Genomic DNA, 22,599 nt, shown 5'->3' with positions numbered 1-22,599 from the left:
ATAAAACCAAATCAACCATGATAAATGCTGTAATTACACAAATACCCGTTCCCAAGGATATTCCTCTGCCACTGCCACTGCCCGAATGGATATTGGTAGCTATTTTAATTTTTTCATTTCTTCTGCACATACTTTTTATCAATCTGATGGTGGGTGGAAGTATTCTTACTTTTTGGTATGAGTGGAAAGGTTTAAAAAACAAAGACGACGACAAACTAGCCCGCGAAATTGCTGCAACAATTACGGTAAATAAAAGTCTGGCAGTAGTTTTAGGAGTTGCACCTTTACTATCGATAAACGTTCTTTATACCTTGTATTTCTATTCATCAAATGCTTTAACCGGAAACATGTGGATATCAATTGTTCCATGGGTTTCCGTCGCTTTTCTGCTGATATACCTTCACAAATATTCCTGGGACAAGCTGGCCGAAAACAAAACCCTGCACCTCAGTATTCTTGCACTTGGTGTTTTTAGTTTTCTAATGATTCCATTTATATTTTTAACGAACATTAACCTGATGCTTTTTCCCGAAAAATGGGGTGAGGTACAGGGATTTTTTAGTGCCCTCACGCTGCCCAATGTGTTTCCACGATATTTCCATTTTATAACCGCCTGCCTTGCAATAACCGGCGTGTTCCTGGCGGTTTATTTTGGAAGAAAAAGTTACAATACAGAATCGAAGTTCGAACACATAACAAAAGCTGATTTGCGAAAAAGTATGCTGACACTGGCGCTCGCTGCCACGGGGTTTCAGTTTATTTTCGGACCGCTTCTATTTTTAACCTTACCCACAAAAGGAGTAACATGGGGATTATTCTGGGTAATTCTGGCAGGTGTAACAGTGGCTGTTATTATTCTTTTGCAGCTTTGGAAGGTGATAAAACAAAATGAAACAATTGGCAGACGTTTTTATCTTATTTTGGGTTTATTCACCATTCTCGTGGCATTTATGGGAACAGGACGACACATGTATCGTGAATCGGCATTAAAAACCCATAAAACGATGATGGCAGAACGGACCGCTGCACACTGGGGAGCCGTAAAAAAGGCACATGAAAATGTTTTAATGCCATCAGTTGAAACAAAGGAAGGAGCAATCACCCCGGGTGAAGAGCTTTTTAAAAACAACTGCGCAGTTTGTCATGCTGCAAATACGCGTTTGGTAGGGCCATCGATGGCGGAAGCTGCTCCCGTATACGACGGAAACATCGAAGGACTAAAACAGTGGATAAAAAAGCCCGGAAGAAAAAGGATGGATTACCCTGCAATGACAGGTTTTCCTAATCTAAGCGAACAGCAACTTACCGATATTTCAAATTTTGTTTTACAAAAAGATTGGAATTAGCCGACAAATACCAATCATTGGTGTAAATATGGAGTATCCAAAGTTGAGTCCTTCAAAATTTCGACATAACTACCTCCCGCAACTAAAATACATTTCTGTTAAAATGCCATAATTGTTCAAATTTAAGCAACGGGGACATATTAATTTTGCATTGTTAATCGATATAAAAAAGATGGGTACTATCGGCGTAAAGTTCCAACCGGTAATTTGTAAAGAGCAGTGAAGTTTTACAATCAGGCATCTAAATCTGAGACAAAGAACCAATAAACCGGGTAAAGGACGATACTTAAACAAATTTAACGCAGCAAAAAAGACAAAACTTTCAGTTCTAAAAAATGTTATAACTTCGTTGTTCGATAAATCGGAATTATTGTATGAAAATCAGTCCGCGTATTCAATTCTTAATAAAAAATGGATTAAAAGGTTTGGCCTGGATGGCACTACTTCTGGCCGCTTATTTTCTATTTAAAAAACTGGTTTTATCAAATGCTTCCGATGAATGGATTCAGCAATTTTATGCCCGGCCTGAAATAATTTATCTAATTTACTCTGCTTCGGAATTTTTCTTTGGCGTAATTCCTCCTGAGATTTTTATGATTTGGGCTTTTAACAAAGCCGACACTCTTCACTATGTTTTAAATGTCGGTTTTTTTGCTGTGGTCTCCTATATGATGGGATATGTCACTTTTTTAATCGGACAATTCTTTTTCAAAAAAACAAGCTTTCGTTTTATCCGAAAAAAATTCTTTAGCCAACAATGGCCACTCATCCACAAATATGGCCTGTTCCTGATAATCGTTGCCGCGCTTACTCCCCTGCCCTGGTCGGCTGTTAGCTTATTAATTGGTTCCGCGGGATACCCATCCAAAAGGTACCTGAAATATGCTTTGTTCCGATTTCTGCGTTTTGCCCTCTATGGATATATTATTTTTCAAAGCCATCAGATCTGATTGCAATCAAAAACATCCTTAAAGCTAATTTGTTATCTTAAAAACAACGCTCAATAGTTAGTTGGCGAATACAAATAGATTTCTGTTGATAAAAAAGCAAGTATTGTTTCAATTTAAGGCCACTCAGAACAATTTTGTTTTTTATGCAGAAAAAGTATTCACACTTTTTGAAATGAATTTAACTTTATGAAAACAAGAATAGTCATACTGATATTACTCTTATTTACAACGGAAATTATGGCGGAAAATTTAGAAAAAGCTACGCTTGGCGGAGGATGCTTTTGGTGTACAGAAGCAGTGTATTTGCAATTAAACGGCGTTGTTGATGTAAAACCGGGGTACAGTGGGGGACACGTCAAAAATCCTTCATATAAAGAAGTTTGTACCGGGAGAACAGGACACGCTGAAGTTGTTCAGGTTACCTACGACCCTGATAAAGTAAGCTTTTCAGAAATTCTCGAAGTGTTTTTTATGACCCATGACCCGACTACACTGAACCGACAGGGAAATGATGTGGGGACACAGTATCGTTCTGCTGTTTTTTATCATAACCAGGAACAAAAGAAAATTACGGAGGAGATTATTCAGGAATTTGAAAAAGAGAAAGTTTACGACTCCCCTATTGTTACAGAAGTTACTCTGTTTGAGAGATTTTATATTGCAGAAGACTATCACATCAACTATTTTGAAAGAAACAAAAATCAACCCTATTGCCAGTTTGTAGTTGCACCAAAAGTGGAAAAATTTCAAAAGATTTTTAAAGACAAGGTAAAAAAACAAAACTGATGTAAATAATATTTCTTAAATTAGATAGCATAAACAGTTTACAATGAAAAAAGTACTTTTTGTCCTTTTTCTGGCAACTTACTCACTTTCTTCGTTTTCCCAACGCGAATTTTCTCATACTGAGGGAGATACAACATATACTATGAAAAGATATGTTTTTATGTTGCTTGAAAGTGGCGAAACAAAAAGTAAAGATTCAACAGAAGCTGCTCAATTTCAGGAATTACACCTTTCTCATTTAAACAATTTAGCGGAGTCAGGAAAACTTATAGTTGCCGGCCCGTTTGAAGGAGGAGGAGAACACCGCGGGCTGTTAATTTTTGATGTTGATACTGTTGATGAAGCTTTAAAACTGGAAGGGGAAGACCCAATGGTAAAATCAGACCGGCTGCGGATGAACGCATTTTACTGGTGGGGCGCGAAAGGAACAGTAATTAAATAGTAGCTATTTGGAAAAATACACAAACCTTTTTTATTGAAATTATCAAGATCGACCGGTAATTAACAAAACCCGAGTTTAAACAAAACCCGGGTTTTTGTTTTTATATCCTTTTACAACGATAAAATGTGTCTGCCTTCTTTCATATAATCTGTTATTTCGCCCATGTATTTTACTTCAACGCCTAATTCTTCCAACTTCTCCGAGATTCCATACATATCCGAGCAGCCCTTACATGCTTTTACTTCCGTTCCCTGCTCCATAATTTTTTTCACATAATCCTGAATATCCGGATTTTCAACCAAAACTTTTTGCGATGGTCCCCAAATAACCAAGGTAATATCTTTCCACCACTCAAATCGTTTGGAATTAAAAGTGTACATCAACACCATTTTTTCGGCAACTTCTTTGTCGCCACTAGCCCAAAGAACGACAAGTTTTTCCGATGCGGGGATTTCTTCCTGTTGATTTTCTGATTCAATAAAAGGCTCATTTGCCAATCCGGCAAAAGAAAAGCCAATTAGAATAAACATTAAAATAAAGATTCGATTTTTCATTTTTTTATTTTTAGGATTAAAATTTTTCTTTTACGATGAATTCCTCAAGGTTTTTCTTCTCTTTATCCGGCCATTCAAGCGGAATGCCAACCGGAGTAAAACAAACCCTGATATATTCATTAGGAATATTAAAAACGCGTTTTGTTAACTCTTCAGAAAATGAATCGGTAATAAAAACAGTTCCATAGCCAAGGGCGCGTGCAGCAAGCATCAAATAACCGGCTGCCAACGGGCCGTCGTAATGATTATAACTTGGGTAACTGCTATTGTTGTCGGTTAAAACCACAATATACGTTGAAGCCGACAAGTATCCTTTGCTCAGTTGTTCGTCCGTTTGTTTTAGTTGCCCTTTTAATTCTTCGCCCGAAAGTTTCTTTGAGTCTTTTAAATAAGCTTCTGTTTCTTTTAGTTTTGCCGCCTTTAACGCCTCAATTTTTTCCCGGTCGTTAATAACTAAAAATTTCCAGGGTTGCTGATTTCCTGCGGTTGGCGCCATTCGGGCTGCATCGATAATTTTATTCATATCTGCTTCCGGAACCGGGTCCGGTTTAAATGCGCGGACAGAACGGCGTTTCGCCACCACTTCCCAAAAGGAATCTTCTGGTGGTGTCACAAAATTTCTTCCTGCTGCGCCAACTACAGGCGCAATGGCCAGGCCGGCAAGAACCGAAGCTCCTGCCTTCAAACTGTTTCTTCTGTTCATTTGTTTTGTTTTAATAGCCCAACTGCACCCACATATTTTCTGCTATGATTTCCTCAGAAATTGTCAGTACAGTTGTTCATTGTTTTTGTCTAATTGTGTGTAATTATATTTAATTCTCTTCTAAAAACGGAAGGGCAAAATCGATGTACATTGCCTTATTTTGAGAAGCACCGACATGACCATTATCCGGAAGAATTAATAATTTTGAATTGGGAATAATGGAATACATTCTTAAAAATTCTTTCACCGGGAAATATCCGTCTCTGTCTCCTCCAACAACCAATACCGGTGATTTTATTTCAGAGGCAGCCTTTTCGCTTATCCAGACAGGATCATCATTAACTTTCATCAGCTTCTCGTAAAAATCGGTGAAGCGATCGGGCTGCGGCATCAACTTTTTACGGCTATCTACAAAATTTTTGTTGGCAGCAACAAACTCATCTGCAGTCATTTCCTTTTGCTGTTGTTTTCTTTTCGGAGTTTTATCTTTTGTGCCAAGTGCACCAGCTATACTTACAACTTTCATTACCCGTTCCGGATAATCTGCAGCCAATTCAACAGCGGTAATCGCTCCTGAGCTAAATCCCATTATATCAATACGATCAATATTTTCTGCATTTAAAACCGCGATCATGTCTTGAGCAAATAAATCATAACTGTAATTCCTGTCTCCAATTTCAGATTTTCCGTGGCCGCGTAAAGCAACCGCAATAACCTTATGATTTTTGGTCAGGAGAGGAAATATATTTTCAAATTCATTGATGTATCCATATACACTGCCATGAATCAATAAAAGAGGTTTGCCACTCCCGTAAATTTCATAATAAATTTTTGCGTCTTTGGTTTGAACATACTTCCCGGTTTCAGAATTGTTTCCATACGGTATTTGTGCAAATAGCTGAAGCGGTAACAGTACGGATACAAATATGAATATCTTTTTTAAAATCGGATTCATTGCCTCTACTTTAAAAAACTGAGTATCAATCAATTAATTCAACACCATTCAAATTTTCGAACCGGGCTTTAAATCCCCAGCCTCCAAAGTTCTCAGCAACCATAACAATCACTTCATTTTTGCCATTCTTCAGGTCGAGATAAACGGAGTCAAAATACCCGATGGTTCCAAGGAAGCGGTAATCGCGGCTTCGGTAAATATCCGCGCCAATCCATACTGCTTTTCCGTTTACAAAAATTTTAGCGATATCGCTAAATGCAAAACTCATCATCTTTACCAAATCGGTTTCAGAAGTAATATCAATTTTTAAAAGAACAGCATTCTTCTTTTCGCCCAAAGCTCCTGTTTGAGAGATGTTAAGCAGACCGTCTGCTTCGGTGTTAAATTCTTTGAACCGGAGTTTTTGAACAAAATTTGCGGGAAGAAGATTTTCATTAATCAAAGCTCCCATATCAAATAACTCCGAAACCTTGTATTTTTGAATAACCTCTTTATCTGCTTTTACTATCTCCTTAAATTCTCCGTTTAACTCCGGCGAGTCGAGGTTTGTAACTTTAACGCCGGCAAAACGCGCCGGACCGTAAAATGCGATTTTGCCATCGCGTTCACCTAATTTTAGTTCGTGAATCACCAAAATTGGTTTATCCATGTCGGTGATGTAAACTTCACCACGGGTTCCGGAGATAACCAGTTTAATCTTGAACCATTCGTCAAAAACATGTTCTTTGGCTGCCCCGTAGCCATCGCCGTAATACAATTGCCAGCCTGCATTTCCGTTGTATACCGGAGTGTATTGCATTGCATCGGGATTTCCGCTTTGATGTTTTCTAATGTAAAACTCCTCGGTGTCCGCAAGACCGTCGCCGTGGAAACGAATTCCGGCAAATCCACGCCCCGGTTGAATACACATGTTAAATTCGATTGTACCGTTTTTAAAATTTACACCTTTGCCAATGGCAACGCCTTCATCGGTTTTCAGACAGTCTTTTCCTTTGTAATTTTCATTAATAACCTTCCCTTCAAGTTGCCATTCAATTCCACTTAACTTTGCAGAATTCTGGGCACAAAGAGAAAAACTAAGAGTCGTCAGCAGTAGATAAAAAATTGTTTTCATGATATTTTTGATTTTGATTTTCTGTAACAAAGTTCAGGAATAGCACAGAAAACCAGCAGTCAAAACGCAATCAAAATCCAATCAAAGTTGATTCATATTTAAAAAATTCAAAGGTTCTTGTTAATTTAGACCTCAGAAAAAACACGCATTATGCAAAACGATACTGACCGGGAAAAAATTTATATCGAAATTATCACTCAAAAAATTTCAGATGAGTTTCAATTAGCCGTACCCGGACAGTGGCAACAACGCGATTTTGAAAACCTGAGTTTTCAGATTGAAGAAAAGACCGGCATAAGTTTGAGCGTTTCCACTCTTAAAAGGATAAGCAAAAACCAATTTCAGAAAATACCACAAAAAAATACGCTAAACGCTTTGGCGCAATTTGTAGGCTACAAAGATTGGTACGATTTCAAAACAAATATCCCTGTTGACAATCCAATACCGGAGAAAAAGAAAATTCCCAGACGAAAATTTAAATGGACAAAAAAGATAATTTACATTCCTGTTGCAGCAATTGTGTTATTTTTTGCAATCCTGTTAATGCTAAAGAGTCAACCTGCACAAAGTTACTCCGAAGCAAAATTCTCGAGCAGGAAAAATGTAAGTGAAGGATTACCCAATACTGTGATTTTTGACTATGATATCTCGATGTATGATTTCGACAGTGCTTTTATTCAGCAATCGTGGGACACTCGCAGACGTGCAGAAATCAAAAAAAATGAAAAATATTCTACGTCGGTCTATTATTACCCGGGATATCACAGGGCAAAATTGTTAATTAACGACCAGCTCGTAAAAGAAATTCCGGTTTACATCACCACCGAAGGATGGTTAAATGTAATTCAAAATCCGGCAAACGATATCATCCCAATTTATGTGAAGGAAAATTGTATTTCAAACGGACAGATCTATATTTCGCCCGAAACTGTTAAAAATTACAACATCGATTTATCAAACAATAACCATAATACCTGTTTTTATTATGTGAATGAAAATTTTAGCGGCGACAGTGATAATTTCACATTTGAAACACGGCTCAAAAATAATCTGGAGGAAGGCGCCACGGTTTGTCAGGGATGTGAAGTCTCCATTTTTGGTGAGTATGGCCGGCACTTTCTCCAACTTTGCGATCCGGGGTGTATTGGCAGATTATATTTAAAGTTTGGTAATGATTATGTTTCCGGGCAAAACAATGATTTGTCGGCGTTTGGAACCGATTTAAATGCCTGGAACGATGTAAAAATGGAATTCAGAGATAAAGTAGTGACCATTTTTTTGAATGGTGTGGAAATTTATAAAACATCGTACGAGGCCAGTAACGGGAAGATAAAAGGGGTTTACTACAATTTTGCCGGGAGCGGTGCCATCGATTATGCACGATTGTACGACGACAAAAAAAAGCTGGTTTTTTCAGAGGATTTTGAATAAAAAAGCCTGAAGTTTCCCTCAGGCTTCGAATATTAAAAAGAACTATTGTTTACAATTCCCGTATCCAAATATTACGAAAACTCACCGGGTTCCCATGATCCTGTAAAACAATACCCTTAGGGCCATGTTTTTCAATAAAATACTCAGGAATTCCGATGTATTCAGTTGGTCCGCGCAGCTTCACATTATTCTGAACCAATACTCCGTTTTGCAAAACCGTAACGGTTGGCGGAGTAAAATAAGTTCCGTCTTCATTAAACCGCGGGGCTGTGTATATAATGTCGTAGGTTTGCCACTGGCCTGGCTTTTTACAAACATTTACCAGCGGAGGATGTTGTTTATATAAACTCCCGGCTTGTCCGTTGCGGTAAGTGCGGTTGTCGTAATTATCCAAGACCTGTACTTCGTACAATTCCTGAAGAAAGATTCCGCTGTTTCCGCGTCCCTGGCTTTCGCCAACAACTTCGGCAGGAGATCGCCACTCAATATGCAACTGAAAATCTTCAAAAACACGTTTGGTTTTAATAACCCCGGTTCCCTTTTTTACCGTAACGCAACCATCTTCAACTGTCCATCCGGGTTTTGCTCCGTCAGCGCTGGTCCATTCGCTCTCCAGATCTACACCATCAAATAAAACAATCGCATCAGAGGGTGCGTCGGCAGGAGTTTCTCCCGGTGTTACAACGCTCACTTCCGGATCCCATATTTCGGTCATTTCCGGTTTCATTTTTACCGGCTCTTCCTGAGCCATAACTACAACTGCTGAAAATAGCAGTAAAAAGGTTAAAATATAATTTCTCATGATTTAGTATTTTTTAGGTAATATCTAAAATTAAAGTCCTAATTCTTCCATTATCGCATCAATTTTTGCCTCTGCCTTTTCTTCTGCCGCGTCAAAATCAGCCCTTGATTTCAACTCACCTTTTACCTCAAAATAAAACTTAATTTTGGGCTCTGTTCCCGACGGGCGGACAGAAATTTTTGTTCCGTCCTCTGTAAAAAACTGAAGTACATTGGACGTAATTTTCTGGTCAATTTTTACATTTTTGGGGCTTATCAGGTTTTTAGCAACTAAAGTTGAATAATCTTTTACCCACTCCAATTTTGAACCACCCAGTTCTTTTGGTGGATTTGAACGGAAATTATCCATAATTTGCTGAATTTCTTCGGCTCCCGATTTTCCTTTCCGAACGATGTATTTCATTTTTTCCTTGGAATAGCCATATTCCAGATAAATATCCTGCAAAAGCTCAAACAATGTTTTTCCCTGGTCGATTGCCCATGCTGTTATTTCTCCCATCAAAGCACACGAAGAAACCGCATCTTTATCGCGGACAAAATCGGCCGGCATAAAACCAAAACTTTCTTCTCCTCCACCGATGTATTTTTTCTGGCCTTCCAGTTCACGAATAATTTCTGCAATAAACTTAAATCCGGTATACACATCAAAATATTCAATGCTGTTTTTACTAGCTATTTCTGCAATCAACTCAGTTGTAACAATTGTTTTTACAATATATTCATTGCCTTTCATCGCACCCGCTTCTTTCATCTTTGTAATGATGTAATAAATAAAAAGGAGTGCAGTTTGATTGCCGTTTACAATTATATACTCCCCTTTGTCGTTTTTTACTGCAACGCCAATCCTGTCAGAGTCAGGATCTGAAGCCATCACAACATCGGCATCAATTTCAGCTGCTTTTTTTGTAGCCATTTCCATTGCTGCGGGCTCTTCAGGATTGGGTGAAACAACAGTAGGAAAATCGCCACTAACCACATCCTGTTCAGGAATGTTAATGATGTTTGTAAAACCAAATTTACGCAAGGCTGCCGGTATCAATTTTACACCAGTGCCGTGAATCGGTGTATAAATAATTTTTATATCCTTGTGTTTTTCAACTACGTCAGGAGAAATAGAAACAGTTTTTACCTGTTCAAGGAATTTTTGATCCATTTCGTCGCCCAGGATTTCGATCAGTTCATCCGGTCCGTCGAATTTAATATCTTCAGGTTTTATTTTGGCAACCTCGTTTACAATGTTCACATCGTGCGGAGCAACAATTTGTGAACCATCATCCCAATATGCCTTGTATCCATTGTACTCTTTCGGATTATGTGATGCGGTAAGAATAATTCCGCTTTGGCATCCCAATTCACGAATCGCAAATGAAAGTTCCGGTGTTGGTCTTAAATCATCAAAAAGGTAAACTTTAATTCCGTTGGCAGCAAAAATTTTTGCACTGCTTTCGGCAAACAGACGGCTGTTGTTACGACAGTCATGGCCAATGGCGACTTTTATCTCGTCAAGGCCGGCAAAATTTTGTTTTAAATAATCGCTTAATCCTTGTGTTGCAGCACCAACAGTGTAAATATTCATCCGGTTGGTTCCCACTCCCATAATTCCTCTAAGCCCACCTGTTCCAAACTCAAGGCTTCTATAAAAAGAATCAATCAGTTCTGACGAATCTTCGCTTTCCAGCAATTTTTGAACCTCGTTGCGTGTATTTTCATCGTAGGTGTCAGACAACCATTGTTTAGCTTTTTCTCTTACTTCCTGCAATAATTCCTGATTTTCCATATCCTTATTTTTCTATTTTATTCATACAAACTTCCAAACTATCCTTCCAGTAAGGAATTTCCAGTGCAAAGGTATTTCTAATTTTCGACTTATTCAGCACACTGTAACTCGGACGCTTCGCCGGGGTTGGAAATTCTTTTGAAAGAACAGGAGAAACCTTACAATTTAAGCCTGAAATTTCAAATACTGCTTTTGAAAAATCAAACCAACTTGCCACTCCTTCATTTGAATAATGATAAATTCCCGACACAAAATTTACAGGCTCTGTTTCTGCGATTTCGATAATCGACAGAATTGCAGCTGCCAAATCTCCAGCATAGGTTGGCGTTCCAATCTGATCAAAAACCACTTTTAAAGCATCGCGCTCTTTGCCCAGCCGAAGCATTGTTTTTACAAAATTATTTCCAAACGCCGAGTACAACCAAGAAGTACGGATAATAACAGATTCCGGATTCTCTTTTATACAATTTTTTTCACCTTCCAATTTTGTTTTTCCGTAAATACCGGTTGGTTTAACCGGCTCTTCTTCGCTAAGTGGAAGAAAAGCTTCGCCCGAAAAAACATAATCAGTAGAGATATGAATTATCTTCGCAGAAATTTCACTGGCGGCATTGGCAAGAATACCCGGTGCTGTTGCATTTATTTTTGTTGCCGTTTCAACCTCTGTTTCGGCCCGATCAACCGCGGTATACGCCGCACAGTTTACAATAAAATCAGGCTTTGTTTTTTGAAAAAAATCAGCAACTGCATTTTTATTGGTAATGTCTAAGGAATCAACATCGGTAAATATAAATTCCCATGCTGAATATTTTTCTGACAGTACTTTTATTTCATTTCCAAGCTGTCCGTAGGCACCGGTAATTAAAATTTTCATTCCGCTCAAAAATTAAAATTCATTTCAGCAGCATCAAAAAACGGAGCGACTTGATCCTTCTCCGAAACAATTTGTTCAGAAGTTTTGATCTCCCAGTCGATGTTCAATTTCGGGTCATTTATATTAATCGATCTTTCCGAATCCTTGTTATACACGTTATCACACTTATAAGAAAAGACTGCCGTTTCACTCAAAACTGAAAAACCGTGAGCAAATCCCCGGGGAATAAACAGTTGTTTCTTTTCGGCTTCGTTAAGTTCCAGCCCAAACCATTCGCCAAATGTTGGAGAACCTTTTCGTAAGTCTACGGCCACGTCGTAAACACTTCCCTGAACAACCCGAACTAATTTTGACTGAGCAAAAGGAGCAAGCTGATAATGTAGTCCGCGAACCACACCGCGAACAGATTTTGATTCATTGTCCTGAATAAATTCTGCTCCCATCTGGTTCTGAAAATATCGTTCTTTATGGTACGATTCATAAAAATAGCCTCTGGAATCTTCAAAAACCCGTGGCTCAACAACAAACAGCCCCGGTATCGGTGTTTCTGTAATTTTCATACTGAGTTAAAAAGAAAATATTTGTTTTTCTGCCAAACGTAATAAATATTCTCCATACTGATTTTTACTCAGAGGCTGAGCAAGCTTTATTAACTGTTCCTTATCAATAAAACCTTTTTTATAAGCAATTTCTTCAATACAGGAAACCTTTAATCCCTGACGCTGCTCGATTGTAGCAATAAAATTAGAGGCTTGTAACAAGCTATCGTGTGTTCCCGTATCAAGCCAGGCAAAGCCCCGGCCCAATAATTTAGTGTTCAACCTGTTTTCTTCAAGATATAAACGGTTTAGATCTGTAATTTCGAGCTCCCCCCTTTTTGATGGTTTTAAACTTTTTGCTTTCTGAACCACGTCGTTGGAATAAAAATAAAGCCCGGTTACCGCGTAATTCGATTTTGGTTTTTCCGGCTTTTCTTCAATTGTAATTACTTTACCGGTTTCATCAAACTCCACAACACCATATCTTTCCGGGTCGTTCACATAATAACCAAAAACATAGGCACCATCCTTCAACGAAGCGGCATCTTCCAAAATACTTCTGAAATTATAACCATAGAAGATATTATCACCTAAAATCATACAAACACTGTCGTCGCCAATAAACTCTTCGCCTAAAATAAAAGCTTGCGCCAGTCCATCTGGTGAAGGCTGTATTTTATATGATATTTTTAATCCGAGTTGTTCCCCGTTTTCCAAAAGATTTTCATATAAGCCGATGTCGGTGGGAGTTGATATTATTAAAATATCTCTAATCCCGGCAAGCATTAAAACCGACAGCGGATAATAAATCATGGGTTTGTCGTAAACCGGAATTATTTGTTTTGAAATTGAACGTGTAATCGGATAGAGCCTGGTTCCGGCACCTCCGGCAAGAATAATACCTTTCATTCTTTCTTATTTTGAGTTTGGTAAAATAATAATCTTCAACAATTTCGCCTTTTATTAGTTTTGAAAATATAAGCGTTTTTTATTTTGGGCCTTCCGGTGTCAAAATTAATAAAAGTAAACAAGGAGGCAACAAAAGAAAATTTATTAAAAATTGTAATGTTCAAAAAAACTTGTGTTGAATTAAAATTAAAGTAGTAAATATCAATTAAAAGCAGTAAAACCTTTGAAATGATTGAATTATATTCTATTTTTGCGCGCGATTTAAACAATAATAATGTCTAACTCATTAATTTAATTAGAATTACATGACTGAAAAGAAAAATGAAAATCTTGAACAGGAAGAGGTAAAACAAGAAGCCGCTGCTCCGGTTCAGGAAGAAAAAAAAGTTTCGGAAGAAACAACCGAAGAAACCCCTAAAGAAACAGCTGCCGAAGAAAAGGCAGAAACGCAAGAAGTTGCTGAAGAAAAAGCAGCAGCCGAAGAAGTAGCTGAAACAAAAGTTGAAGAAGCTACTACTGAAGAAAAAACTGAAGCCAAAGAAGAAGAAAAAACTGAAGAAGCATCTGCTGAGGAAGAAAAAGAAGTGGAAGAAGTAGTTGCAGAAGAGACAAATGCTGAACCTGAAGAATTTGACTGGGCAAGCCTCGAAAGTGGTGTTGATGCTTATTCGGAAAAAGAAAGAAATAAGCTTGAAGATCTTTACAACGACACCTTAAATACAGTTACAGAAAAAGAAGTTTTGGAAGGAACTGTAATTTCGTTAAACAAACGAGAAGTTGTTGTTGACATAGGTTATAAATCAGACGGTATTGTTAGTTTGAACGAATTCCGTTACAATCCGGAACTGAAAGTAGGCGACAAAGTAGATGTTTACATCGAAAGTCTGGAAGATAAAAAAGGTCAGATGATCCTGTCGCACAAAAAAGCGCGTGCTACCCGTTCGTGGGAGCGTGTTAATGAATCGCTTGAAAACGACGAAATCATCAAGGGATACATCAAATGCCGCACTAAAGGTGGTATGATTGTGGATGTATTTGGTATTGAAGCATTCTTGCCAGGTTCACAGATTGATGTTAAACCCATTCGAGATTACGATGTATTTGTGGGCAAAACCATGGAATTTAAAGTGGTTAAAATCAATCACGAATACCGTAATGTTGTTGTTTCACACAAAGCACTTATTGAAGCTGAACTGGAACAACAGAAGAAAGAAATTATTGCTAAACTTGAAAAAGGACAGGTACTGGAAGGAACTGTTAAAAACGTTACATCTTACGGTGTATTCATGGACCTTGGTGGCGTTGACGGCCTGATTCACATTACCGACCTTTCATGGGGACGTATTTCACACCCGAGCGAAATTGTTGAATTGGATCAGAAACTAAATGTAGTTATTCTTGATTTTGATGATGACAAAAAACGTATCGCTCTTGGATTGAAACAATTGACTCCTCACCCATGGGATAAACTGGATGAAAATCTTAAAGTTGGCGACACAGTTAAAGGAAAAGTGGTTGTGATTGCTGACTACGGTGCTTTTGTTGAAATTGCTCCGGGAGTAGAAGGTTTGATTCACGTTTCAGAAATGTCGTGGAGCCAGCATTTACGCAGTGCACAGGATTTCTTAAGTGTAGGCGACGAAGTTGAAGCTCAAATCCTTACACTCGACCGTGAAGAACGCAAAATGTCGCTCGGTATTAAACAACTGAAAGAAGATCCATGGGAAAACATTGATACCCAATTTGGTGTGGGAAGCAAACACAAAGCAACCGTACGTAACTTTACCAACTTTGGTGTATTTGTAGAAATTACCGAAGGCGTTGACGGATTAATCCATATCTCAGATTTGAGCTGGACGAAAAAAATCAAACATCCGTCGGAATTTACTGCAGTTGGTGAAGAAATAGAAGTTGTTGTTCTCGATATTGACAAAGAAAACCGTCGTTTGAGCCTAGGACACAAACAACTGGAAGAAAATCCATGGGATGTGTTTGAAACCATTTTCACTGCTGATTCAATTCACGAAGGAACCGTAGTTGAGTTGATGGACAAAGGTGCTGTTATCGCTCTTCCTTACGGTGTTGAAGGTTTTGCTACTCCACGTCACCTTGTAAAAGAAGATGGTTCTTCTGTAAAACAAGATGAAAAACTGGATTTCAAAGTCATCGAATTCAACAAATCAGCCAAAAGAATTATTGTTTCTCACTCGCGAGTTTACGAAGATGTTAAACGTGCCGAAGAAAATGCAAAACGTAAAACGCAAGGACGTTCCAACAAAAAAGCAGTTAAATCGGTTAACGACAATATCGAAAAGACTACTTTGGGAGACATCAGCGAATTGGCTGCTTTGAAATCGCAGATGGAAGCTGACGAGAAAAAAGATAAATAAGTTCAGGTTTGGAATTTGTAATAAGAATTTCGTAAATTGAATGTCATGACGTTCGAAATTCTAAAAAAGGGAAATTATACCTTGGTTAAGGTAAATTCCGACAGATTAGATACAAATAATGCTCCTGATCTTAAGTCAGAATTGATTGTTATCAATAATGGGGGTGAAAAGAACATAGTTCTTGACTTAAGCAGTGTAAATTACTGCGATTCTTCCGGTTTAAGAGCTGTTTTAGTTGCTAACCGGCTCTGTGAAGATGCAATCGGCACATTTGTTCTTTGCGGTCTCCAGCCCGATGTGGAAAACCTGGTAAAGATATCAATGCTTCATACGGTTCTTTTGATAACCAAAAACATCGAAGAAGCTGAGAGTCTACTGGAGAAAAAGGAAAGTCTGTGAAAACAGAAACGCCTTTTGAATTAACCATACTCGGAAGTAGTTCTGCATTACCAACATCTGACAGATATCCAACCGCCCAGGTACTTCGTGTACCTGGGCGATTTTTTTTAATCGACTGTGGAGAAGGAACACAAATCCAAATCCGTCGGCAAAAAATCAGCTTTAGCAAAATCAACCACATCTTTATATCCCACCTTCACGGTGACCATTTTTACGGGCTGATAGGTTTACTGTCAACCCTTAATCTGCTTGGTTTAAAAAAGGACATTCACATTTATTCGCCATCCGAACTCAAAACCCTTATTCAGCCTCAGCTCGATCACCTAAAAGCCGATTTACAGTTTAAAGTCATTTTTCATCCGCTAAATTTTAAAAAGCCACAAAAAATTTATTCCGATAAAAAAGTTGAAGTTTTTTCATTTCCACTGAAACACAGCAGTCCGGTTTGCGGTTTTCTTTTTAAAGAAATACCGAAACAGCGCAACATAAAAAAGGAATTTATAAAACAATACAATATTCCTGTTGCAGAAATAAAAAACATAAAAACCGGGGCTGATTTCAAAACCACAGATGGTAAAGTTATTCCAAACGCTGAATTAACTACTTTGCCACCCAGACCCCGTTCATACGCCTTTTGTACCGATACTGTTTTCCTCCCGGAAATAACAGAAATAATCCAAAATGTAGATTTATTATACCACGAGGCGACATTTACTGAAAGCATGAAAGACTGGGCAAAAAAAACGTTGCATTCAACAGCAAAAGAAGCAGCAGAAATTGCCAGACTTGCCAAAGCAGGCAAACTAATCATCGGGCATTTTTCGGCTCGCTACAAAACCGTTTCAGAATTTAAGAAAGAAGCAAAATCAGTATTTGAAAATACTGAAACAGCCACTGATGGAAATACCTACAAGGTAGAACAACACTAAATCAGAGCTCCGTTCCTGCGCTTTCAAAAAAGTTCTTATTAAAATTTACAAGAAAAAGCTTTTCGGTCGGTCGCGTAAATGCTGTATACAACCAACGATAATATTCTTTGTCGAGCATATCTTCAACCAAATAGCCATGATCCACAAAAACCGCTTTCCACTGTCCTCCCTGGGCTTTATGACAAGTTAAAGCGTAAGCATATTTTACCTGAAGAGCATTAAAATAGGGGTTTTCTTTTATTTTTTTCCAACGTTCCCTTTTGTTCCTGATATCCGGATAATCTTCTGATACAGCTTCAAAAAGTTCACGATTTCTCTCTTGCGAAAACGAGGCAGTTTCAATAGCAAGGGTTTCCAAAAAAATCTTACAATCCAGTTCAACATTTTCGTAATCTACAAACCGGAGGTTTACGTTTGCAAAACGAAATCCGTATAATTCTTCATAGCTGTATATCTTTTCAATTTCCGCGATATCGCCGTTGGCAATAAAATCAAGTTCAGCACCTTCTCCGGCCCAGAAATAATTATTTTTAACTATCATTAAAAGGTCACCTTGTTCAATCTCATTTTCTTTATATAGAATCGATCCCCTGATTCCTTTATTATACAAATTGGCCCTTTTATTCGAACGCGTAACCACCGTAGTTTCAAAAAAGCCATATTTGTCGTAACAGGTACCGATCTTTTCAATCAACTCGCCTCCGCCAATTCTATCTATGTCAGAAAACGACTCCAATTTAATCTCTAGAAATCCGGGGGCTTGTTCATCTGCTGCAATCAGCCGCCGCATTTTCGTTGCATTAAATAAAACTCCGGAATCCGACTCCTGCCGAACAACTTCAGTTAACTCATATTCTTTTACTGAAAACCCGTAATTTTCCAGTTGTAAGGCATCCAAAGCCGGACTGATATTTACGCCCACCGGAGGAAGTTGCGCGGTATCTCCAACCAAAACCAAGCGACAATTTTCGCCCGAATAAACATACTCAAGCAAATCATCAAGTAACCTGCCACTTCCAAAAACCGAACTGTCGCCCGGCTGATCGGAAATCATAGAAGACTCATCTACAATAAAATAGGTATTTTTATATAAATTTTTGTCAAGAACAAAATTTCCCATTCCGTCAGCAGAAGATTTTTGCCTGTAAATTTTTTTGTGAATGGTAAATGCACTTTTCCCTGTGTAGCCGGCAATGACTTTTGCAGCACGACCTGTTGGAGCCATTAAAACCGTTCTTATTTTCAATAAATTCAGCGCCTGAGCCAAGGCATTTATCATGGTTGTCTTTCCGGTTCCGGCATATCCTTTTATTAACATTATTTCATCAGGCCTGTCTGAAGAAATATAGTCTGCCAAACCTTCTATTAGCCTTATCTGACAGGAAGTTGGAGAGAATTGAAGGTTTTGGGTTAATAAAGCCTGCAAATGATTTTTTATCATAGCTGCTAAAATAACATTCTCTTAGGGAAGGTAATTTATTTTTTTTTTTAAATTTGCAATCTATCGAAAAATAAAACTTACTAAAATTATAAAAATGAGAACCGTTATTCAAATTTTGCTTTTCGTCGTTGCTGTTGTGCTGGCTTATATGATTTATCAAAGTATTCAGCGCCCAATTGATTTTCAAAAAGCCCAAGAAGCTAGGTACGATGTTACCATTGAAAAGTTAAAAGATATTAGAAAAGCCCAGCTGGCATTTAAAGATGTTTACGGAAGGTACACCGGAAGTTGGGACACACTTATTGATTTTGTGAAATACGATTCAGTAAGAAATGTTCGTAAAATTGGTGAACTTACCGACAGTATGATTGAAGCAGGCATCAGCGAGAGAAAAGCGATTCAGATGGGACTTCTTATTCGGGATACCATAAAAGAAAGTGTTCTGGAGTCTATTTTTGGAAAAGGTTATAACGCAGACCAGCTTAAATATGTTCCGATTCCGGATACACAAGCTGAATTTCATTTAGGAGCTACAATCATTACAACCGGTTCAGGAATTAAAGTTCCTGTATTTGAGGCTAGGGCGCACAACAATGTTATTCTGAATAACCTTGATCGTCAACTGGTAATTAACATGAATGACCAAAGCAGAACTAACGAAAAATATCCGGGATTAAAAGTAGGATCTCTTACCGAAGCCATCAATAATGCAGGTAACTGGGAGTAAATTTCATGCATGAATATTGTAGCTGACGAATTATTTGATAAAGAAAATTCTCAAGAATATTTATTATCCATCCAGATAAGTCTGGGTGGATTTTCTTTTATAGTAGTTTCTGTAAAAGAAAACCGATTACTCGCCTGGAAAAATACCCCCTTAACCATTACCAGTGTACAGTTTTTACAAAAAAGATTTCAGGAATGGCTGGATATGGAAGAAGTTCCGAAAAAAACGTATCAAAAAATTCATTTAATTTTTGATACAAGGGAGTTTGTTCCGGTTCCTGAAAAATATTATGAAGAACAGGAAAGCAAAAAATTGGTTGAGTCCGTTTTTGAATTGAGTAACAGTGAGATTGAAATATCGGAAAACCAGGTTAATGTACACGATTTAAGATTGCTTTTTACCCTTCCGAAAGATTTTAAAGGCTATTTATCTGAACAATTCCCTGATTCAGAAATATTCCATCCCTTAACAATATGTATTGAAAATTTGCCACAAATCAGTGCAGACAGAAATGGATTGATCATCCTTTTTAGTTCCGGTTATTTTTATCTGGTTCTATTCCGGGAACAAAAACTGTTGCTGGCAAACAGCTACAACCTTTCACATAAAAATGATATTATATTTTACACGCTTTCTACAACAAAACAATATCATTTTAGCCCAACAAAAACAGATGTTTTTATAGCCGGTGATATATATGGTGGCGAAGAGACAATTTTGGAAATCAAAAAATATTTTATATCAACCCAAGAACTAAAACCTGCAAAAAATATTGAAATTAACACAGAAATATTTAAGACTCAGGAATACAGTTTATACAACCTGCTAAACTCTGTATTATGAGAATTGTTGGAGGAAAATATAAAGGCCGCATTTTTAGTCCGGGTAAAAAAATGAGTGGCCGGCCAACTACCGATATTGCTAAAGAAGGCTTGTTTAATATTCTGGAAAATCGTATTGACTTTTCAGATAAAACAGTACTCGATTTGTTTTCGGGGACCGGAAGCATGGGCTATGAGTTTGTTAGCCGTGGCGCACAAGAAGTAACCTTTGTTGAAAAAAATTTCCACCACTACCAGTTTATTTTAGGCGTTATAAAAAAACTACAAATTGATAATGTAAGAGCTTTTAAAACCGATGTTTTCAAGTTTCTGTTCAAATTCCAGGGGCAATTTGATATCGTTTTTGCAGATCCTCCTTTCGACCTGCCCCAATTTACAGAGGTCCCTGCTGCCGTTTTTTCCGGGAATGTTTTAAAAAACAAGGGCCTGTTTATACTGGAACATCCCAGGGAATATAGCTTCACTTCTCACCCTAATTTCAAAGAAATCAGAAATTATGGAAAAGTAAATTTTAGTTTTTTCGAAGCATAAAAAAGCCCTTCCCCTTCCGGGAAAGAGCCAATCCATTTCAATTCAATTTAGTAACCGTTCGTTTATTGAACCTTCCTTTTAATGCTGCACCCTGTGGGTTTTGTTTCGTTTACTGCAATTTTTTCATTACTCGCCAGACTAACAATCGCATCTTTTAAATATGCCTGTTTCACTTCATCGGCACTTTTGTAACTATCGTCAATAGCACCTTTGTAGGCAAGTTCCATATTACTGTCGAATAAAAATACGTGTGGTGTAGTTTGCCCGCCAAATGCATTTGCAATCTGACTTTCTTCATCAACTACATAATGAAAATTGTAACCTTTGGTTTCGGCATGCTTTTGCATTGCTTCGTATGAGTCAACACCGTCGCGGTTCTGATAATTTGAGTTTAACACGATCATGCCTACGTCGTTTTTGTCAGCCCACTTTTTAATTTCGGGGTAACGATCTTCCCACTGTTTTACAAACGGACACGTGTTACACGAAAATATTACAACTAAACCATTATCCTTTTGAGCCTCGCCAAGAGAAATTTTCTCTCCGGAAACATCAAGCATTTTTATGTGTGTTAATGCCGCTTTATCTCCCAGATCCATCTTCCCTTCACCATTCCCTGCCATTACCGAGACAGACAACAACATGATAAAAATACCAATCAACTTTTTCATAACAATTTAAATTTTGGGTTAATAAAATACTAATTACTCTTTTTATAGAACGAAATAAAAAATCAAAAAGTTCAATTGATTCATTTTTTTTTAAACATTCTGTTCTTTAAACAGTTATTTGAAAAAGTACAACGATGAAAATCGATTCTGTTAGGAGAGAATATACATATGCCGATTTGTCGCGCGAAACAATAAGTGAAAATCCGGTTGCCCAATTTAGTATTTGGCTGGATGAAGTTGTAGGAACAAATACAGACGATTCAACTGCCATGTCGCTTGTTACTTTTGGGACAGATGGTTTTCCTCAGTCAAGAATTGTATTATTAAAATATTTCGACGAAAACGGATTTATTTTCTTTACCAACTACAACAGTGAAAAAGGTATTTCTATTGAAAGTAATCCTGCCGTTGGTCTCCACTTTTACTGGCCAAAGCTTGAAAGGCAGGTTCGAATTTCAGGATTTGCCTCAAAAACCGAAACAAATTTATCTGATAAATATTTTCATTCACGTCCGCTTATGAGTCAGATAAGCGCTATCATATCAGAACAGAGTACTGAAATTCCTTCAAGAAAATATTTAGAGAACCAATTTGAAATTTTACAAAATCAACTGCAAAACGGGAAACCAGCCCGACCTGAAAACTGGGGCGGTTACCGGGTAAAACCGGAGAAATTTGAATTTTGGCAGGGACGTGAAAACCGTCTTCACGACAGAATATCTTATGAAAAACAAGGAGATGTTTGGCTAATCAAACGACTTGCTCCTTAATTTCAGGAAATGATGAATTCTATTGAGCTTGTAAATGAGAAGTGTTCTGAAACTTCAGATAAAAAAGGACGGAGACTAGTAATGAAAGCTGAAATCAGCCACCAAAATCAAGATTAAACTTTTGCTTTAAAACAGCCAGCTGAGGATTCTTTTTTACCATTTCATCAAACTTTTCCGAATCAGTGTAAATAATCCTTCCCTTAATTGTTTCGGTTATTTTAGTAACAAGTTGAATATGAGAATTTTTTAACTCTTTCCTCAACCACGAAACCAATTCAGGTTTTATACTGTTAATGAGGTTTTCCTGGACCGTATTTTCAATTTCAAGCAATAAGCTGTAGTTTTCCTGAATTTGCGGAAGCCTTGACAATGTAGATTTTAGATTCGGGCGATCATCAAAACGAGCGGTAAACTGTTCCCATTTTTGCTGTAACGCTTCTTCAGAAAAATCTTCTTTTTCATCCGATTGGTTATAAATTTGGTGTTGTTCCTTTGCTGAAATCTGATCTTCTTCAAACTTTCCCTGTAAAGCATCTTTTATTGAAGGAACGCCCGTACTACGCGATGCTCTTTTAGCAATTTTACGTGGCCTCGAATTTTGAGAAGGCTCAGGGCGTTTGGGTACTTGCCTGGCTTCTGATTTTGATCCTTCTTGTTTGGAACTTTCTTTTATCTCTGAAAAGATGGGCTCCAGCATATCATCAGCCTGCGAACCGTC

The 22,599-nt window shown here is 37.8% G+C and carries 24 protein-coding genes; 12 read left to right on the top strand and 12 right to left on the bottom strand.

Annotated elements, in window-relative coordinates; genetic code table 11:
- The first annotated feature begins 17 nt into the window (after nucleotides 1-17).
- From GM418_RS17875 to GM418_RS17860, 4 genes are all read left to right on the top strand, one after another.
- Entirely contained in the window at nucleotides 18-1,346 is a 1,329-nt protein-coding gene (locus tag GM418_RS17875) for a c-type cytochrome (protein ID WP_217447511.1), read from the top strand.
- A 374-nt stretch (nucleotides 1,347-1,720) separates the two neighbouring features.
- Nucleotides 1,721-2,296 carry a hypothetical protein gene (locus tag GM418_RS17870; protein WP_158868611.1) on the top strand — a complete coding sequence of 192 codons (576 nt, stop codon included), beginning with the start codon at nucleotides 1,721-1,723 and terminating at the stop codon, nucleotides 2,294-2,296.
- Nucleotides 2,297-2,482: 186 nt separating this feature from the next.
- Nucleotides 2,483-3,082 carry a peptide-methionine (S)-S-oxide reductase MsrA gene (gene msrA / locus GM418_RS17865; protein WP_217447510.1) on the top strand — a complete coding sequence of 200 codons (600 nt, stop codon included), beginning with the start codon at nucleotides 2,483-2,485 and terminating at the stop codon, nucleotides 3,080-3,082.
- A gap of 43 nt (nucleotides 3,083-3,125) precedes the next feature.
- Nucleotides 3,126-3,524 carry a YciI family protein gene (locus GM418_RS17860; RefSeq protein WP_158868610.1) on the top strand — a complete coding sequence of 133 codons (399 nt, stop codon included), beginning with the start codon at nucleotides 3,126-3,128 and terminating at the stop codon, nucleotides 3,522-3,524.
- 110 nt (nucleotides 3,525-3,634) lie between these two features.
- On the opposite strand, the gene GM418_RS17855 is transcribed toward GM418_RS17860, so the two are convergent.
- The 4 genes from GM418_RS17855 to GM418_RS17840 all read right to left on the bottom strand — a co-directional run bounded on the left by GM418_RS17855 (nucleotide 3,635) and on the right by GM418_RS17840 (nucleotide 6,850).
- Nucleotides 3,635-4,078, bottom strand: coding sequence for a DsrE family protein (locus tag GM418_RS17855; RefSeq protein WP_246222743.1), 444 nt, complete (start codon nucleotides 4,076-4,078; stop codon nucleotides 3,635-3,637).
- Between the two features lie 16 nt (nucleotides 4,079-4,094).
- Nucleotides 4,095-4,781: a nitroreductase family protein gene (locus tag GM418_RS17850; RefSeq protein ID WP_158868609.1), complete on the bottom strand. Its 687-nt coding sequence runs from the start codon at nucleotides 4,779-4,781 to the stop codon at nucleotides 4,095-4,097.
- Between the two features lie 109 nt (nucleotides 4,782-4,890).
- Entirely contained in the window at nucleotides 4,891-5,736 is an 846-nt protein-coding gene (locus tag GM418_RS17845; protein WP_158868608.1) for an alpha/beta fold hydrolase, read from the bottom strand.
- 25 nt (nucleotides 5,737-5,761) lie between these two features.
- Nucleotides 5,762-6,850: a hypothetical protein gene (locus GM418_RS17840; protein WP_158868607.1), complete on the bottom strand. Its 1,089-nt coding sequence runs from the start codon at nucleotides 6,848-6,850 to the stop codon at nucleotides 5,762-5,764.
- Nucleotides 6,851-7,000: 150 nt separating this feature from the next.
- Here GM418_RS17840 and GM418_RS17835 point away from each other — a divergent pair, with 150 nt between their 5' ends.
- On the top strand, nucleotides 7,001-8,281 hold the full coding sequence (locus GM418_RS17835; protein WP_158868606.1) for a hypothetical protein: 1,281 nt from the start codon (nucleotides 7,001-7,003) through the stop codon (nucleotides 8,279-8,281).
- Between the two features lie 49 nt (nucleotides 8,282-8,330).
- Here the strand turns inward: GM418_RS17835 and GM418_RS17830 are convergent, their stop codons facing one another.
- From GM418_RS17830 to rfbA, 5 genes are read right to left on the bottom strand one after another with little or no spacing between them, the layout of a single operon-like run.
- Entirely contained in the window at nucleotides 8,331-9,083 is a 753-nt protein-coding gene (locus GM418_RS17830) for a 3-keto-disaccharide hydrolase (RefSeq protein ID WP_158868605.1), read from the bottom strand.
- Nucleotides 9,084-9,113: 30 nt separating this feature from the next.
- Nucleotides 9,114-10,859, bottom strand: coding sequence for a phospho-sugar mutase (locus GM418_RS17825; RefSeq protein ID WP_158868604.1), 1,746 nt, complete (start codon nucleotides 10,857-10,859; stop codon nucleotides 9,114-9,116).
- A gap of 4 nt (nucleotides 10,860-10,863) precedes the next feature.
- Nucleotides 10,864-11,733, bottom strand: a complete 870-nt coding sequence (gene rfbD, locus GM418_RS17820; RefSeq protein WP_158868603.1) for a dTDP-4-dehydrorhamnose reductase — start codon at nucleotides 11,731-11,733, stop codon at nucleotides 10,864-10,866.
- Between the two features lie 5 nt (nucleotides 11,734-11,738).
- Entirely contained in the window at nucleotides 11,739-12,293 is a 555-nt protein-coding gene (gene rfbC / locus GM418_RS17815) for a dTDP-4-dehydrorhamnose 3,5-epimerase (protein WP_158868602.1), read from the bottom strand.
- A 6-nt stretch (nucleotides 12,294-12,299) separates the two neighbouring features.
- Nucleotides 12,300-13,181, bottom strand: coding sequence for a glucose-1-phosphate thymidylyltransferase RfbA (rfbA, locus tag GM418_RS17810; protein ID WP_158868601.1), 882 nt, complete (start codon nucleotides 13,179-13,181; stop codon nucleotides 12,300-12,302).
- Nucleotides 13,182-13,486: 305 nt separating this feature from the next.
- Here rfbA and rpsA point away from each other — a divergent pair, with 305 nt between their 5' ends.
- From rpsA to GM418_RS17795, 3 genes are read left to right on the top strand one after another with little or no spacing between them, the layout of a single operon-like run.
- Nucleotides 13,487-15,571, top strand: coding sequence for a 30S ribosomal protein S1 (gene rpsA, locus GM418_RS17805; protein ID WP_246222742.1), 2,085 nt, complete (start codon nucleotides 13,487-13,489; stop codon nucleotides 15,569-15,571).
- A gap of 45 nt (nucleotides 15,572-15,616) precedes the next feature.
- On the top strand, nucleotides 15,617-15,970 hold the full coding sequence (locus GM418_RS17800) for an STAS domain-containing protein (protein WP_158868600.1): 354 nt from the start codon (nucleotides 15,617-15,619) through the stop codon (nucleotides 15,968-15,970).
- Nucleotides 15,967-16,899 carry a ribonuclease Z gene (locus GM418_RS17795; protein WP_158868599.1) on the top strand — a complete coding sequence of 311 codons (933 nt, stop codon included), beginning with the start codon at nucleotides 15,967-15,969 and terminating at the stop codon, nucleotides 16,897-16,899. The genes GM418_RS17800 and GM418_RS17795 overlap by 4 nt, the downstream gene beginning before the upstream one ends.
- A 1-nt stretch (nucleotide 16,900) precedes the next feature.
- Here the strand turns inward: GM418_RS17795 and GM418_RS17790 are convergent, their stop codons facing one another.
- Complete coding sequence (locus GM418_RS17790; RefSeq protein ID WP_158868598.1) at nucleotides 16,901-18,340, bottom strand: ATP-dependent DNA helicase; 1,440 nt, start codon at nucleotides 18,338-18,340, stop codon at nucleotides 16,901-16,903.
- Nucleotides 18,341-18,434: 94 nt separating this feature from the next.
- Here GM418_RS17790 and GM418_RS17785 point away from each other — a divergent pair, with 94 nt between their 5' ends.
- Genes GM418_RS17785 through rsmD form a run of 3 tightly spaced genes read left to right on the top strand, consistent with a single transcriptional unit; the run spans nucleotide 18,435 to nucleotide 20,440 of the window.
- Nucleotides 18,435-19,067, top strand: a complete 633-nt coding sequence (locus GM418_RS17785; protein ID WP_158868597.1) for a hypothetical protein — start codon at nucleotides 18,435-18,437, stop codon at nucleotides 19,065-19,067.
- A gap of 9 nt (nucleotides 19,068-19,076) precedes the next feature.
- Entirely contained in the window at nucleotides 19,077-19,910 is an 834-nt protein-coding gene (locus tag GM418_RS17780) for a DUF3822 family protein (protein WP_158868596.1), read from the top strand.
- Nucleotides 19,907-20,440, top strand: coding sequence for a 16S rRNA (guanine(966)-N(2))-methyltransferase RsmD (gene rsmD / locus GM418_RS17775; protein WP_158868595.1), 534 nt, complete (start codon nucleotides 19,907-19,909; stop codon nucleotides 20,438-20,440). The genes GM418_RS17780 and rsmD overlap by 4 nt, the downstream gene beginning before the upstream one ends.
- A 62-nt stretch (nucleotides 20,441-20,502) precedes the next feature.
- Here the strand turns inward: rsmD and GM418_RS17770 are convergent, their stop codons facing one another.
- Complete coding sequence (locus GM418_RS17770; protein ID WP_158868594.1) at nucleotides 20,503-21,111, bottom strand: redoxin domain-containing protein; 609 nt, start codon at nucleotides 21,109-21,111, stop codon at nucleotides 20,503-20,505.
- 134 nt (nucleotides 21,112-21,245) lie between these two features.
- Here GM418_RS17770 and pdxH point away from each other — a divergent pair, with 134 nt between their 5' ends.
- Nucleotides 21,246-21,881, top strand: a complete 636-nt coding sequence (gene pdxH / locus GM418_RS17765) for a pyridoxamine 5'-phosphate oxidase (RefSeq protein WP_158868593.1) — start codon at nucleotides 21,246-21,248, stop codon at nucleotides 21,879-21,881.
- A 94-nt stretch (nucleotides 21,882-21,975) separates the two neighbouring features.
- On the opposite strand, the gene GM418_RS17760 is transcribed toward pdxH, so the two are convergent.
- Nucleotides 21,976-22,578: a hypothetical protein gene (locus tag GM418_RS17760; protein WP_158868592.1), complete on the bottom strand. Its 603-nt coding sequence runs from the start codon at nucleotides 22,576-22,578 to the stop codon at nucleotides 21,976-21,978.
- Nucleotides 22,579-22,599: the final 21 nt, after the last annotated feature.

Source organism: Maribellus comscasis (assembly GCF_009762775.1).
In the GTDB taxonomy this organism is placed as follows: Bacteria; Bacteroidota; Bacteroidia; order Bacteroidales; family Prolixibacteraceae; genus Draconibacterium; species Draconibacterium comscasis.
Note: the sequence above shows the minus strand (reverse complement) of the source record. Positions and strands in the feature narration are given on the sequence as shown.

Coding starts and splice junctions, on each gene's coding strand:
- GM418_RS17760 (WP_158868592.1), bottom strand. CDS start 22,578: ATGCTGGAGCCCATCTTTTCAGAGATAAAAGAAAGTTCCAAACAAGAA.
- GM418_RS17835 (WP_158868606.1), top strand. CDS start 7,001: ATGCAAAACGATACTGACCGGGAAAAAATTTATATCGAAATTATCACT.
- rfbC (WP_158868602.1), bottom strand. CDS start 12,293: ATGAAAATTACAGAAACACCGATACCGGGGCTGTTTGTTGTTGAGCCA.
- GM418_RS17770 (WP_158868594.1), bottom strand. CDS start 21,111: ATGAAAAAGTTGATTGGTATTTTTATCATGTTGTTGTCTGTCTCGGTA.
- GM418_RS17785 (WP_158868597.1), top strand. CDS start 18,435: ATGAGAACCGTTATTCAAATTTTGCTTTTCGTCGTTGCTGTTGTGCTG.
- GM418_RS17840 (WP_158868607.1), bottom strand. CDS start 6,850: ATGAAAACAATTTTTTATCTACTGCTGACGACTCTTAGTTTTTCTCTT.
- pdxH (WP_158868593.1), top strand. CDS start 21,246: ATGAAAATCGATTCTGTTAGGAGAGAATATACATATGCCGATTTGTCG.
- GM418_RS17825 (WP_158868604.1), bottom strand. CDS start 10,859: ATGGAAAATCAGGAATTATTGCAGGAAGTAAGAGAAAAAGCTAAACAA.
- GM418_RS17830 (WP_158868605.1), bottom strand. CDS start 9,083: ATGAGAAATTATATTTTAACCTTTTTACTGCTATTTTCAGCAGTTGTA.
- GM418_RS17870 (WP_158868611.1), top strand. CDS start 1,721: ATGAAAATCAGTCCGCGTATTCAATTCTTAATAAAAAATGGATTAAAA.
- msrA (WP_217447510.1), top strand. CDS start 2,483: ATGAAAACAAGAATAGTCATACTGATATTACTCTTATTTACAACGGAA.
- rpsA (WP_246222742.1), top strand. CDS start 13,487: ATGACTGAAAAGAAAAATGAAAATCTTGAACAGGAAGAGGTAAAACAA.
- GM418_RS17875 (WP_217447511.1), top strand. CDS start 18: ATGATAAATGCTGTAATTACACAAATACCCGTTCCCAAGGATATTCCT.
- GM418_RS17780 (WP_158868596.1), top strand. CDS start 19,077: ATGAATATTGTAGCTGACGAATTATTTGATAAAGAAAATTCTCAAGAA.
- GM418_RS17855 (WP_246222743.1), bottom strand. CDS start 4,078: ATGAAAAATCGAATCTTTATTTTAATGTTTATTCTAATTGGCTTTTCT.
- GM418_RS17800 (WP_158868600.1), top strand. CDS start 15,617: ATGACGTTCGAAATTCTAAAAAAGGGAAATTATACCTTGGTTAAGGTA.
- GM418_RS17790 (WP_158868598.1), bottom strand. CDS start 18,340: ATGATAAAAAATCATTTGCAGGCTTTATTAACCCAAAACCTTCAATTC.
- rsmD (WP_158868595.1), top strand. CDS start 19,907: ATGAGAATTGTTGGAGGAAAATATAAAGGCCGCATTTTTAGTCCGGGT.
- GM418_RS17845 (WP_158868608.1), bottom strand. CDS start 5,736: ATGAATCCGATTTTAAAAAAGATATTCATATTTGTATCCGTACTGTTA.
- GM418_RS17860 (WP_158868610.1), top strand. CDS start 3,126: ATGAAAAAAGTACTTTTTGTCCTTTTTCTGGCAACTTACTCACTTTCT.
- rfbA (WP_158868601.1), bottom strand. CDS start 13,181: ATGAAAGGTATTATTCTTGCCGGAGGTGCCGGAACCAGGCTCTATCCG.
- rfbD (WP_158868603.1), bottom strand. CDS start 11,733: ATGAAAATTTTAATTACCGGTGCCTACGGACAGCTTGGAAATGAAATA.
- GM418_RS17850 (WP_158868609.1), bottom strand. CDS start 4,781: ATGAACAGAAGAAACAGTTTGAAGGCAGGAGCTTCGGTTCTTGCCGGC.